A 13,493-nucleotide genomic window follows, 5' to 3' on the forward strand; every position below is an offset into this window, starting at 1 on the left:
ACCCTTAGAAGTTGTCAGTGGAGGTAAACACGCCGACCCGAAGGCCTTCGGCGGTATAGATTTCGCGACCGTCGACAGTGACCGAACCGTCGGCGATGGCCAGGTTCAGCTTGCCCTTCAGGACGCGCTTGATATGAATGTTATAGGTGACTTTCTTGGCGGTCGGCAGGACCTGGCCAAAGAATTTCACTTCGCCCGAACCCAGCGCACGGCCACGGCCCGGCAGACCTTGCCAGCCAAGGAAGAAGCCGACCAGTTGCCACATGGCGTCGAGGCCCAGGCAGCCCGGCATCACCGGATCGCCTTCGAAGTGGCAGGCGAAGAACCACAGGTCCGGATTGATATCCAGCTCGGCGACCAATTCACCTTTGCCGTACTTGCCACCTTCTTCGCTGATCAGGGTGATGCGATCAACCATCAGCATGTTCGGGGCGGGCAGTTGCGCGTTACCTGGGCCGAACAGCTCACCGCGACTGCAGCGCAGCAGGTCTTCCCGGGTAAAGGCGTTTTGTTTGGTCATGCGAGCTCCTCAATAGTCCCATGCGGCAGGTGGGGCAAATCTTCCCGGCCGATCGAAGCGTTCATGCCTCGAACCGGCAGCCTACTCATAGACTATTGCGTTGTGGTGAAAGTCACAGCACCAAGGACATGAATGTACACTTGTGCACTGAAATTATTATTCAAGCCCCTTTTCGGGCCTGTTCGGGTGACTAAGACTGCCGCACTTTCGCCTTTCACGCCAGTCGCAGATGGTCGAAAGGCCTGTACTACTGCACCCAGCGCTGCAGAATTTGCTGCAAATCAGTCCGTTTGAAGGGCTTGGCCAGATAATCGTTCATGCCAGCCGACAAGCAGGCTTCGCGGTCGCCCTGCAACGCATTGGCCGTCAATGCGATGATCGGCAAGTCGGTGCAGCCGGGCAATTGGCGGATCTGACGGGTTGCTTCGTAGCCATCGATGATTGGCAGGCGGCAGTCCATCAGAATCGCTTCAAATACCAGGCTCTCGGCACTGCGCACCGCTTGCGCGCCATCGGTTGCGACGCTGACAGTAAAGCCCAGGCTGCGCAACATTGCTTCGATGACGGTCTGATTGACCGGGTTGTCTTCGACCAGCAGCACATTGCGCCCTTCGCCATCATCGTTGCCGGTCTGTGCCCGGGGTGTCAGTACGGGCAGCGGCTGCTTGTACAGTGCCAGCGGGATTTCCAGCGTAAACACCGAGCCCAGGCCTTCTTCGCTCTGAGCCCGCAAGGTGCCGCCCATGCGTTCAGCCAAAGTACGGGCAATCGGCAAGCCCAGGCCAGTACCACCATAGCGTCTTGAAATAGAGCTGTCGGCTTGCTGGAATGCATTGAACATCAGCTCCAGGCTTTCAGCGGAAATACCGATGCCACTGTCGCGCACGGTGCAGGTGAACCACAGCAGTTCGTGATCCAGCGATTGCCACTGCGGTTCGATGCTCACGCGGCCGTGCTCAGTGAACTTCAAGGCATTACCGACCAGATTGACCAGAATCTGCCGGATCCGCGTCGGATCACCCTGCACTTGAAGGGCGCGCATGTCCTCGGGGATTTGCAACTGCAGGTCGAGGCCGCGCTGCAACGCGCTGTGCTGGAACGATTGGGCGCAAGTGCTGATCAAGTCCGCGAGGTTGAACGGGATGTGCTCCAGTTCCAGTTCCGAGCGCTCGATGCGCGAGAAGTCGAGAATATCGTTGATGACCTTGAGCAGGTGTTCGGTGGACTCCGACGCCAAAGCCGCGTATTCGATCTGCTCCTCGGTCATGTCGGTGGTTTCCAGCAATTGCAGCATACCGAGCACGCCATTCATCGGCGTGCGCAGTTCATGGCTCATCATTGCCAGGAAGTCAGACTTGGCATTGTTGGCCTTTTCCGCTTCCTCACGCGTCTGGATCAACTGTGCCATTGCCTGATGCTGTTCGCGGCTGGCTTGTTCGAGGCCGGCGGCGAGGTTGTTGATGTGTTGCGACAGCGCGCCCAACTCGGTGTCGTCGACAATCGGCAGGGGTGTTTTGTAATCGCCTTCCTGAATCGCTTTCACCGCGTCGCCAATATCGCGGATCGGTTGGGAGAGGCTGCCCGCCAGGCGCCGGGCAACGAGAAAGGTAAACAGCAGGGCGAACAGCGCGAGGATCGCAGCCTTCAACAAGATTTCCTGCTGGCGCTGGTTGAAGGCGTCATTCGACAAACCGACGATCACCCGGCCCAGGTAGTCCTCGGAGGGGGTTGTGCTCGCCGCTTTGGAACCCTGGAAAAAATCATTGTTGAGCGCAATCCGCTGTAGCCGCACCGGTGCCTGAAACACTTCGACTTGCTGCGAGCGTCTGTAGGTTTCCGACGGCTGCTCGACATACACCAATATCCGGTTGGCGTTGTCCTGGACCTCCAGAAATCGCACGTTCGGCGTGGCGAGCGTGGCCTTGAGCAAACTTTCGAGCACCTCGTTGTTCCCCGAGATCACTCCGTACTCGGTGGCGGGTGCCAGCTGGTTGGCGATCAATTGCCCGGTGTGGTTGAGCTCCTGGCGCAAGTCCTGGATCCGCACAAAGGTAAAGAAGCTGATCAGCAGCAACGTCAGCAACAGGGCAGGGCCGAGACTGATCATCTGGGTGCGCGTACTGATGTCCCAAGAGCGCCGGAGGGTCATGGACGGCTTTCTCCTTCAGCCAACTGGGTGGCGACAGATGTTTCATTCACCTGTTCAATTCCTAATGAACGAGCCACTTGCGGATTGCTTAACACTTTGAAGTGCTGCGGATAGAGAGCACGCGGCCAGCTCGGGGGTGGCAGGTCGAGCACTTCGTCGAGCACTTGCAGCCAGTCGCTCTGATCGCTGTAAGTGCTGGCCAGGCTGCCCGCCTTGACGAACGCGGCGTTGGGGCCGACTAATGCCAATTGCCGGGAATAGCTGCTCAGCAGCAGATTTTTTGCAGTTTTCGGGTTGTAAAGGTCGGGATCGTCAAGACCCAGTAATACGTCGCAATTTTTCAGCAGGGCCTGCAAAGGACGGCTGTCGTTGATGTTATCCCAACGCTCGGTGACCACTTCCAGGCCCAGCCCAAGGGCGGCCTCCCTTAATTCATTGAGCAGGAATTCGCTGTGACTGTCGTACAGCACACCGATGCGCCTGGCCTGGGGCAGGATGAGCCGGGTCAGGCGCAATTGCCGATCCAGCAGCGGATCGCTCCAGAGCAGGCTGAGGTGCGGTGGGACGTTATTCTCGAAACGTTGCCGGGCTTGCAGGCGGCTGATACGCAGCACCAGCGTCGCCGGGCCCTGGGCCTCTTGCTGGCGCCAGTCGAGGCTCGGCAGATCGAGCAGAATCAAGCGAGTGCCAGCGGGTAATTTGCCGGGCATTGGGAGGCTCGCCAGTGGCTGGAAACGTACACTGTCGGCCGGGCGCATTTCACTCAGCGCATGGACGAAGGATTGCACTCCGGGGCTGTCTTCGGCACCGGTCAATAGAATGTCGGCGGCTTGTGCCGGCACGGCGCCCAACAGGCAACCAACCGCCAGGCACAACCCGACCAGCAGGCGGCCCAGTGGCGGCGATTTCCATGCCAAGCGCTGCAGCATTTAAAACGTCAGCTCCGCACTGAAGTAAAGCACTCGACGCTCGTCGTAATTGTTGTCGATGAACGTGGTGGGCTGGTTATCCAGACGTTGTTGAAGGACACCGGCCAGTTCCAGGTTGGCCTTGCCCAGGCCGATGCGTTTGGCGATGCGCGTGTCGACGCGCTCGAAGCGGTAACCGTTGAGCGCATCGTCGCCATAGTAGAAGAGCGCGCTGTTCCAGCCATAGCCCCAATCGCGCAGCCAACCGGCGGAACCACTGTTGCGCGCAGTCTGCTGCTCATCCAGCGGGTTACTCGCGTCGGCGTCGACATAGGCATAAGTCAGGCGTAGGCGGTCAGCGTTATCAAGACGCCAGTCCAGTTGCGTTTCAGCCCCGGAAAACCGCGCGTTGTTCGAGTTGCTGGCGATGTACTGGTTGTTGCGCAGCGGCTCGCTGATCATGTCGCTGATTTCGTCGTAGAACAGCTTCACATCGACGCTCAGCCCCAGTTTGGCGAAGTAGCCGTTGTAACCCAGCTCTCGCGAGCGCATGTGTTCCTTGTCGAGGTCACCCGGACCTCGGGTCTTGACGAAATAACGGGCGCTGGTCTGACCGTAGGCCGTGGGCCGCAGATTGGTCACCTGGTAACTCCAGTTGACGTTGTTTTCGAACATGTTCGGTGAGCGGATCGCTTCAGAGTATACGGCGCGCAAACCGTGACGCGGAGTGATCAGGTAATTGACCGCCACCCTCGGGGTCAGAGAACTGCCGGTCAACTGCGTGTCCTCGAACATCGCCCCGCCCTGCAACAACCAATGCTCTGTGGCACGCCATTCGAGTTGGCCAAACGTGCGCCAAGTCGTGTCGTCGAGCGTGCCATTGAAATAGGTCTCGGAATCTGCCCGGTCATAACGATAGTTCATGCCGCTGACCAGTCGCAGGCTGTCGGACAGGCTGAGGGTGTCTTGCACTTCGAGGTCGTAGCGCGATTCACGGGCGCTCTGATCGATGTCACCACAGAGTGTTTGCCGCGCGCCGTTTTTCCATTGCGCCAGCACCTGATTGGCCAGCGCTTGTTCCGCTGGCGTGCCGCGAGGTGCGCCGGAACCGGTGAAGCGATCCATGTTGCGCGCCAGGCGTTCGGTGTAGTTTGGATTGAGCTGCCAGAGTCGGGTCAGTTCCGGGCTGAATGACACCTCGGCATCACAGGCGCGCCAGGTTTGCTGGCGATCCCAATGCTGGGCCGAACCCTGGATATAAAGGCTGTGCTCGGGATTCAAGTCCAGGTTCCAGCGCAAGGAGCCGGCGTAGTCTTTGGCGGTGACGTCAGAATTGTCCCCGGCGGCAGTAATCCCGGGGAACACCGGGCGGTAGGTATAGGGCCGCTGGTTGGTGCCTTCCTTCGCATTCAATTGCCAGTCGATGCTCTGGCTTTGCGTGAGCGTCTGGCTGACCGCGAGGTTAAAGCGGTTCAGGCGACGGCTGTCACGATAATCGGCCTCGTTGCGGTCCGAATCGAAACCGTCGTCTTGCTGGCCTGACAGGGACAGACGCAGGTCGCCACCGTCCCAACCGGTACCCTGGCTGGCGTAATAGTCGTTGATGCCGCGTTGGCCACGGGTCACTTTCACTCGCGTGCCATGGCTGTCGGCCGGGTTGCGCGTGATGATGTTGACCACCGCCATCAGCGCATTGGCGCCATAGCTGACGGTGTTCGGTCCGCGAAACACTTCGATGCGCTCGATGTCTTCCATGGCGACCGGGATATCACTCCAGTCCACCGTGGCGAGGCCCGCGCGGTACACCGAGCGACCGTCGATCAGCACTTGCATGCGCCGGGCCCCGGTGACGTTGGTGCCGTGGTAGTTCACGGCGGCCTGGTTGCCGCTGAGGTTGCCGACCATCATGCCGGGCACTAGCCGAAGTAACTCGCTGATGTCGCGCGCGCCGCTGTCGTTGATCAGTTCGCTGTCGATCACCGTCATGCTGCCCGGAACCGCCGCCGGCGACTGCTTCAGGCGGGTGGCCGTCAGCACTTGCGGGAGCGGTTCGTTGTCGAGAAACAAGTCGTCGGCCAGCAAGGACGGGCTGAAAATCAGCGCCAGGACCAGCGGCGAGCGGGGTGAAGGAGAAGCAAACGTCACGTCATACCCTTGATCGCGATAGGTTGGCGCGCATGTTAACCGAGCTTGTCTACTTTTCCATTGGCGATACCGGCATTTTCCTAGGATTTATCGGCCTTCTTCCTACATTTGTGGGTAATTGACGCAGGGGCTGGCCGCCACTGGGACGCTCCGTATAATGCCGACATCGCCACTGGTATGGATTAACGGATTGCATATGACTGAACAGCGCCCAATTGCGGTCCTGGGAGGCGGAAGTTTTGGTACCGCCGTGGCTAATCTATTGGCCGAGAACGGGCATCAGGTCCGGCAGTGGATGCGTGACCCCGAACAGGCCGAGGCCATTCGGGTCAATCGTGAAAACCCGCGTTACCTCAAAGGCATCAAGATTCTCCCGGCGGTAGAACCGGTGACTGACCTGCAAGCCACGCTGGATGCCTGCGACCTGTGTTTCGTCGCGCTGCCCTCCAGCGCCCTGCGTTCGGTCCTGGTTCCGCACGCCGAGCGGTTGAGTGGCAAGTTGCTGGTCAGCCTGACCAAAGGCATCGAAGCCCACACGTTCAAGCTGATGAGCGAGATCCTTGAGGAAATCGCTCCGCAAGCGCGCATCGGCGTGCTGTCGGGGCCGAACCTGGCCCGTGAAATCGCTGAACACGCATTGACCGCCACTGTGGTCGCCAGCGAAGACGAAGAACTGTGCCAGCGGGTCCAGGCTGCGCTGCATGGCCGGACGTTTCGCGTGTATGCCAGCGCCGACCGTTTTGGCGTCGAGTTGGGCGGAGCGCTGAAAAACGTTTACGCGATCATTGCCGGCATGGCGGTGGCGCTGGGCATGGGCGAAAACACCAAGAGCATGCTGATCACCCGGGCGCTGGCGGAAATGACGCGTTTTGCGGTGAATCAGGGGGCCAACCCGATGACCTTCCTCGGTCTTGCCGGCGTGGGCGATTTGATCGTTACCTGCTCGTCACCGAAAAGCCGTAACTACCAGGTCGGGTTCGCCCTTGGCCAAGGCCTGAGCCTGGAAGACGCGGTCACGCGTCTGGGCGAAGTGGCCGAAGGCGTGAACACGCTCAAAGTGCTCAAGGCCAAGGCTCAAGAGGTCGGCGTCTATATGCCGTTGGTCGCCGGGTTGCACGCAATTCTGTTCGAGGGGCGCACGCTTGAGCAGGTGATAGGGCTGTTGATGCGCGGCGAACCGAAAACCGACGTCGATTTTATTTCCACCAGCGGTTTCAACTAAGCACGCTTTAAAACAAAGCAGGGGACAGCGACATGAACGATCCGAAAACCGAGTCCAAGTACGAATCCATCCTGCTGCGGGTGCTGTGGATGATCGTCTTCCTGCTGGTCTGGCAAGTGGCGCAGTTCATCCTTGGCGCGGTGGTGCTGGTTCAACTGATCTATCGTTTGTTTTATGGCGCCCCGAGCGCCAGCCTGATGAACTTCGGCGACAGCCTGAGCCAGTTCCTGGCCCAGATCGGTCGGTTCGGCACCTTCCACAGCGACCAGAAGCCCTGGCCGTTTGCCGATTGGCCGGCGCCGCGTACACCGGAAGGTGAAGCGCCGCACGTCGTGGCACCCGCACCGCATCCGGTCAGAGATGAGGAACCCAAGCTATGAAACTCTGGGTATTGCGTCATGGTGAAGCTGAACCATATGGCTCCCGTCCTGATTCGGAACGGGAGCTGACCGACCACGGTCGCGAGGAAGTGTTGCGCACTGCTGCGCTGCTGATCGGGCAACCGCTGACGGCGATCTATGCGAGCCCCTACCTGCGAGCGCAGCAGACCGCGCAAGTGGTGCGTGAAGCGTTGGGTTTCGAGCCGGAGATTCGTACGGTCGAGTGGCTGACCCCGGAAACCGATCCGGACAAGGTGGCCGAGCAACTCGTGTCGGTGAGCAATGTGCTGCTGGTCAGTCATAACCCGTTGGTCGGTCACTTGTTGAGCTACCTGCAACATGGCGCCGGGCATCCGCCGGAGAAAGTCAGCACCGCCGGGCTGGCCGAACTCGACGCCGATGAGCTGCTGATTGGTTCGATGAAGCTCAACGGCATCAAACACCCATAAAATTTGCCGACGGGAAAATTTGTACGAAATAGTCAACCAAGCACTTGCTTGGTTGGCTACGCTTGCTCCAGAACAAAAATTCAGGAGCGAGTCGCATGTCTGCTGCTTTTCGATTGCCGCTGGATGTTTTCTACGAGCGTGAGGCCCGCCATCCACGCCAGCGTTTCCTGGTCCAGCCCACGGGTGGCGGGCAGGTCGAGACCCTGACCTGGGCCGACGTCGGCCACCAGGCTCGCTGCGCCGCGCATTGGCTGAGGGCTCGCGAACTGCCACAAGGCAGCCACATTGCCCTGATCTCGAAAAACTGTGCCCACTGGATCATCGCCGACCTGGCGATCTGGATGGCCGGGCACGTCTCAGTCCCGTTGTACCCCAACCTGACTGCCGAATCCGTGGCCCAGGTGCTCGATCATTCCGAAGCGGCACTGGCGTTTATCGGCAAACTCGACGACTGGCCGAACATGTCCCGTGGCGTCAAATCTGACCTGCCGATAATCAGTCTGCCGCTGCACCCGCCCGGTACTTTCGATTTCAGTTGGGCCGACCTGCAGCGCAGTTCGCCCATCCAGGATGACCCCAAGCCCGGCGCCGATCAGTTGGCGACCATCATTTACACCTCCGGCACCACCGGGTTGCCCAAAGGCGTGATGCACAGCTTCGGTAATCTGGGCTTTGCCACCACGCGGGGTACGCAACTGTTTGGGCTCAACGAGTCGGACCGACTGCTGTCTTACTTGCCGCTGTGCCACGTGGCCGAACGGATGTTCGTCGAGCTGGCATCGATCTACACCGGGCAGACGGTGTTCTTTGCCGAAAGCCTCGATACCTTCCTGACTGATTTGCAACGTGCGCGGCCTACCGCATTGTTTGGTGTGCCGCGAATCTGGACCAAGTTCCAGATGGGCGTGTACAGCAAGATCCCGGCAAAACGCCTCGATTTTTTGCTGGGCCTGCCCATTATCGGCAAGCGGGTCGGGCACAAAGTCCTCGCCGGGTTGGGGCTGGATGCGTTGCGTGTCGCCTTGTCTGGCGCGGCGCCTGTGCCGCAGACCCTGCTGCTGTGGTACCGCAAACTGGGGCTGGATGTGCTTGAGGTCTACGGCATGACCGAGAGCTGCGGTTATTCCCACATTGGCCGGCCCGGCGAGAATAAGCCCGGCTGGATCGGCAAGCCCTGCCCGGAGGTTGAAGTACGAATCGACGACTCGGGCGAGGTCATGGTGCGCAGTGGTGCGACCATGCTCGGCTACTTCAAGGAACCGCAGAAAACCGCTGAAACCATCACTGAAGATGGCTTCCTGCGTACCGGCGACAAGGGCGAACAGGACGCTGAAGGCAACCTGCGCCTGACCGGGCGGCTGAAAGAAATCTTCAAGACCAGCAAGGGCAAATACGTCGCGCCCGCACCGATCGAAAACCGCCTGGCAGTGCATTCGCGGATCGAGCAAGTGTGCGTGGTCGGTGATGGTCTGAGTGCGCCCCTGGGGCTGTGTGTGTTGTCGGCAGTCGGGCAACAGGATGCCAGTGGAACGGCGAGGGCAGGGCTGCACTCAAGCCTGGAAAAACTGCTGGACGAGGTCAATGGCGTGCTCGATAAACATGAGCGCCTGCGGCGTCTGGTGGTGGTCAAGGACAGCTGGGCCGTGGACAACGGCTTCCTCACGCCGACCCTGAAGATCAAGCGTAACGTGATCGAAGCGGCTTACGGCGCCCGCTTCGAAGAATGGAGCGAGCGCAGTGAGACCGTGCTGTGGCAGGATTGAGCGACGAACAACACCTACAAAGGAAAGCAGCGATGAGTCTGTGGCGTACCACTCCCAACATCGAGCAGTTGAACGCAATCCAGAAAAACACCATCGGCGAAGTGCTGGATATCCGCTTCGAAGCGTTCGACGAAGAGTCCCTGACCGCGAGCATGGTCATTGACCACCGCACTCACCAGCCTTACGGCCTGCTGCACGGTGGCGCCTCGGTGGTGCTGGCCGAAAGCGTCGGCTCCATGGCCAGCTACCTGTGCATCGATGCCAGCAAGTTTTACTGCGTGGGCCTGGAAATCAACGCCAACCATTTGCGCGGCCTGCGCAGTGGGCGAGTGACCGCCGTGGCCAAGCCGATACACATTGGCCGCACGACCCACGTTTGGGATATCCGTTTGAGTAGCGATGAAGGCAAGGCCAGTTGTGTGTCGCGTCTGACCATGGCAGTTGTGCCGCTGGGCGAGAATCCGCCGGCGCGTTGATCCGCCTGCGGCCTGGCCCGTAGCCGCTGTCGAGGCTCGGCGAGGCGGCGTTCGGCTGCGCAGCAGTCGTCAGTTCGACCACCTCGGTTTACCTGAAATGTCGCGTTGGCTGGTTTGACGACTGCTGCGCAGCCGAACGCCGCCTCGCTGGGGCTCGACAGCTGCTACAGAGATATTCATTGTCGTTTCGGACATTGCGCTGACCGGACTGTCATCCTTCCTGTCACTTACAGTCATTGCTGTCAGCCGTCGTCTTACGGACAATCAACGCCTTGTCTCGCTCATGGATTTGCCGGTATGTCGCAACAGATATTTTTCGCCCACGCCAATGGCTTTCCTTCAGGGACCTACGGCAAGTTGTTCGCGGCGCTCGCGCCCGAGTACCAGGTGACGCATCTGGAGCAGCACGCTCATGACCCGCGTTTTCCGGCGGACGACAATTGGTACAACCTGGTGGACGAGCTGATCCATCACCTCAAGCAACAAGCAAAACCGGTGTGGGGCGTCGGCCATTCCTTCGGCGGTGTGCTGCACTTGCACGCGGCACTGCGTTGCCCAGAGTTGTACCGCGGTGTGGTGATGCTGGACTCTCCGGTCCTGACCCGCACCGATCAATGGGTCATCCGCGCCGCCAAGCGATTCGGTTTTATCGACCGCTTGACCCCGGCCGGTCGTACCTTGGGGCGTCGGGAAGAGTTTGCCGACCTGGAAAGCGCCCGCCGCTATTTCGCCGGTAAAACCCTGTTCCGCAGTTTTGATCCGGAATGTTTTGACGCCTACCTGCAACACGGTTTGCACAAGGTCGGCGATAAACTGCGCCTGCGCTTCGATCCTGCCACGGAAATCAGCATCTACCGTGGCGTGCCCCACACCAGCCCCGGTCGCACTCGGCAATTGAAAGTACCGCTGGCGGTGGTGCGCGGGCACAAGAGCCGTGTGGTGATGCGTCATCACGCCAGCTCCGTTGGGCGCATGCCGCAGGGTGAATCCCTGACCCTGCCTGGCGGCCACATGTTTCCGCTTGAACGTCCACACGACACGGCCACGTTGCTGAAAACCCTGTTCAGTCGCTGGGACGGTCGCCGCCAACAGGATTGCGCATGAGCAACGCCGTCGAAGAAGTCCGCCTGAGCCTGCCGCACATCGAGCTGGCGGCGCATTTGTTCGGTCATGAAGACGGCCTGCCGGTCATTGCGTTGCATGGCTGGCTGGACAATGCCAACAGCTTTGCCCGACTCGCACCCAAGCTTAAAGGCCTGCGCATCATCGCCCTGGACATGGCCGGTCACGGTCATTCCGGGCATCGCCCGCCCGGTGCCGGCTACGCGATGTGGGACTACGCCCATGACGTGCTGCAAGTCGCCGAACAGCTGGGCCTCAAGCGTTTTGCGCTGATGGGGCACTCCATGGGGGCAATCGCTTCTTTGATCATTGCCGGATCGATGCCGGAGCGTGTCACGCACCTGGCCTTGATCGACGGCATCATTCCTCCTACAGACAAAGGCGAAAATGCTGCCGAGCGAATGGGCATGGCCCTGCAAGCGCAGCTGGACCTGCGGGAAAAACGCAAACCGGTCTACACCACCCAGGACCGTGCCATCGAAGCGCGCATGAAAGGCTTGGTGGCCGTCAGCCGAGAAGCCGCCGAGCTGCTGGCCCAGCGAGGTTTGATGCCGGTGCCGGGCGGTTACACCTGGCGCACCGATAACCGGCTGACGCTGCCTTCACCGTTGCGCCTGACTACCGAACAGGCCATGGCCTTTGTCCAGCGGGTCAGTTGCCCGGCAAAACTGGTGGTCGCAGCGGATGGCATGCTCGCCAAACATCCTGAATTGCTGGAGCGTCTACCCTTTAGCCGTGAACAGCTGCCAGGCGGTCATCATTTGCACCTGAATGACGAACCCGGCGCCGACCTTGTCGCAGACTGTTTCAATCGGTTCTTCGCCGTTCCTTGACTTGCGCCGGGCAACTGTCGAGGCTGGGCGGGTTGAAATGGGAGACAACCATGATAGATCTCTACACCGCTGCGACCCCGAATGGCCACAAGGTCTCTATCGTGCTCGAGGAACTCGGCCTGCCCTACACGGTGCAAACCCTGAGTTTCGACAAGAAGGAACAGAAGTCCGAAGACTTCCTCAAGATCAATCCCAATGGCCGGATTCCGGCCATTGTCGACCGCGGCAATGGCGATTTCGCCGTGTTCGAATCCGGCGCCATCCTGATTTACCTCGCTGAAATGACCGGGAAACTGATGCCTTCCGACCCGAAAGGGCGCTCGGTGGTGTTGCAGTGGCTGATGTTCCAGATGGGTGGGATCGGTCCGATGCAGGGGCAGGCCAACGTGTTTTTCCGCTACTTTCCGGAAAAACTCCAGGGCGCCATCGATCGTTATCAGCATGAAACCCGGCGCCTCTATGAGGTACTCGATACGCGCCTGCAAACCGAAGAGTTTCTGGCCGGCGAATACAGCATTGCCGATATCGCGACCTTCCCGTGGGTGCGTGGCTATGAGTGGTCAGGTGTTTCCGTGGACGGCCTGACGGCGTTGCAACGCTGGATGGCGACCATGGAGGCGCGTCCGGCGGTGCAGCGTGGGTTGCAAGTGCCCCAACGCTCCGATGAAGCCAGTGTCATCAAGGGTGCCCAGGCCATGCTGATCCGATGAGTCTGACCATGCGTTCACTCAGTCTGTTGGTGCTGTGCTGCATCAGTCCCTTATCGTTTGCCGCCGATGTCCCGGGCAGTCAGGACCTGCCGATCCTGCCGCGTATGGAAGATGCGCAGATTGTCGACTTTCGCCCGGCGGCCGAGCTGGAGCGGATCTACCCGTTGGGTTCGATCCGTAAAATCAGCGGTCAATTGCGTTTCGATGGTCAAGTCAGCGCTCGTGGCACGGCCACTTCGGTGACCTACGAATTACCACCGGAACATTCTTCAACCGAGGCTTTCACTGCCGCTCGAGAGGCATTGCAGAAGCAAGGCGCGCAACTGTTGTTCTGGTGCCAGTCTCGCGATTGCGGTGAAAGCAGCCTGTGGGCCAATGAGGTTTTCGGCAACGCCAAGCTGTATGGCGCCGACGATCAGCAGGCGTACTTGCTGTTGCGTCTGGCGGCCCCTCGGGACAATTCGTTGGTGGCGCTTTACAGCATCACTCGCGGCAATCGCAAAGCGTATTTGCACGTCGAACAGTTCGACGCCGCGGCGCCGCTGGGGGAATTGCTGCCGACGTCGGCCACGTTGCTGCGCGAGCTCAAAAACACCGGTGAGCTGGATTTCCTCACGCTGACCGCCGAGCCGGATGAAACCTGGCTGCGTCTGATCTCCCGTGGGTTGAACCTGGACACCACGTTGCGGGTCAGTGTCTCTGGGGCGAAAGCCGAAGCCTGGCGTCAGGCCCTGATCCAGCAGGGCGTGCGTGCGGCCCGACTGGAAACCGGCAACGTCGAAGGCTCTGGCCTGCACATCGAACTGTTGCGATAAG

The 13,493-nt window shown here is 60.1% G+C and carries 13 protein-coding genes; 9 read left to right on the plus strand and 4 right to left on the minus strand.

The window, feature by feature from the left end:
• Nucleotides 1–4: 4 nt before the first annotated feature.
• The 4 genes from fabA to C7534_RS05220 all read right to left on the minus strand — a co-directional run bounded on the left by fabA (nt 5) and on the right by C7534_RS05220 (nt 5,722).
• On the minus strand, nt 5–520 hold the full coding sequence (fabA, locus tag C7534_RS05205) for a 3-hydroxyacyl-[acyl-carrier-protein] dehydratase FabA (RefSeq protein WP_003227150.1): 516 nt from the start codon (nt 518–520) through the stop codon (nt 5–7).
• A gap of 247 nt (nt 521–767) precedes the next feature.
• On the minus strand, nt 768–2,669 hold the full coding sequence (locus C7534_RS05210) for an ATP-binding protein (protein WP_077431474.1): 1,902 nt from the start codon (nt 2,667–2,669) through the stop codon (nt 768–770).
• On the minus strand, nt 2,666–3,598 hold the full coding sequence (locus tag C7534_RS05215) for an ABC transporter substrate-binding protein (RefSeq protein ID WP_109785181.1): 933 nt from the start codon (nt 3,596–3,598) through the stop codon (nt 2,666–2,668). Before C7534_RS05215 ends, C7534_RS05210 begins: the two co-directional genes overlap by 4 nt.
• Nucleotides 3,599–5,722 (minus strand): TonB-dependent receptor plug domain-containing protein, encoded by a 2,124-nt coding sequence (locus tag C7534_RS05220; protein WP_077431478.1) that lies wholly within the window; start codon nt 5,720–5,722, stop codon nt 3,599–3,601.
• Nucleotides 5,723–5,918: 196 nt separating this feature from the next.
• Between C7534_RS05220 and C7534_RS05225 the strand changes: the two genes are divergently transcribed.
• The 9 genes from C7534_RS05225 to C7534_RS05265 all read left to right on the plus strand — a co-directional run bounded on the left by C7534_RS05225 (nt 5,919) and on the right by C7534_RS05265 (nt 13,492).
• A complete protein-coding gene (locus C7534_RS05225) occupies nt 5,919–6,944 on the plus strand; it encodes an NAD(P)H-dependent glycerol-3-phosphate dehydrogenase (protein WP_046031635.1) in 1,026 nt (341 codons plus the stop codon).
• A 32-nt stretch (nt 6,945–6,976) separates the two neighbouring features.
• Nucleotides 6,977–7,324: a DUF4389 domain-containing protein gene (locus C7534_RS05230; protein WP_046031636.1), complete on the plus strand. Its 348-nt coding sequence runs from the start codon at nt 6,977–6,979 to the stop codon at nt 7,322–7,324.
• Nucleotides 7,321–7,773: a phosphohistidine phosphatase SixA gene (sixA, locus tag C7534_RS05235; RefSeq protein ID WP_109785182.1), complete on the plus strand. Its 453-nt coding sequence runs from the start codon at nt 7,321–7,323 to the stop codon at nt 7,771–7,773. Before C7534_RS05230 ends, sixA begins: the two co-directional genes overlap by 4 nt.
• Before the next feature lie 95 nt (nt 7,774–7,868).
• The gene (locus C7534_RS05240) at nt 7,869–9,536 is read left to right on the plus strand and encodes an AMP-binding protein (protein ID WP_109785183.1); all 1,668 of its coding nucleotides are present in this window, start codon (nt 7,869–7,871) and stop codon (nt 9,534–9,536) included.
• Nucleotides 9,537–9,568: 32 nt separating this feature from the next.
• Entirely contained in the window at nt 9,569–10,012 is a 444-nt protein-coding gene (locus C7534_RS05245) for a hotdog fold thioesterase (protein WP_109785184.1), read from the plus strand.
• A 297-nt stretch (nt 10,013–10,309) separates the two neighbouring features.
• The gene (locus tag C7534_RS05250; protein WP_109785185.1) at nt 10,310–11,116 is read left to right on the plus strand and encodes an alpha/beta fold hydrolase; all 807 of its coding nucleotides are present in this window, start codon (nt 10,310–10,312) and stop codon (nt 11,114–11,116) included.
• Nucleotides 11,113–11,967, plus strand: a complete 855-nt coding sequence (locus C7534_RS05255; RefSeq protein ID WP_109785186.1) for an alpha/beta hydrolase — start codon at nt 11,113–11,115, stop codon at nt 11,965–11,967. Before C7534_RS05250 ends, C7534_RS05255 begins: the two co-directional genes overlap by 4 nt.
• Before the next feature lie 50 nt (nt 11,968–12,017).
• Nucleotides 12,018–12,677: a glutathione S-transferase family protein gene (locus C7534_RS05260; RefSeq protein ID WP_109785187.1), complete on the plus strand. Its 660-nt coding sequence runs from the start codon at nt 12,018–12,020 to the stop codon at nt 12,675–12,677.
• An 8-nt stretch (nt 12,678–12,685) separates the two neighbouring features.
• Nucleotides 12,686–13,492, plus strand: a complete 807-nt coding sequence (locus C7534_RS05265; RefSeq protein WP_109785269.1) for a DUF4892 domain-containing protein — start codon at nt 12,686–12,688, stop codon at nt 13,490–13,492.
• The last annotated feature ends 1 nt before the right edge of the window (nt 13,493 follow it).

This window comes from Pseudomonas sp. OV226, assembly GCF_003148705.1.
Lineage (GTDB): Bacteria > Pseudomonadota > Gammaproteobacteria > Pseudomonadales > Pseudomonadaceae > Aquipseudomonas.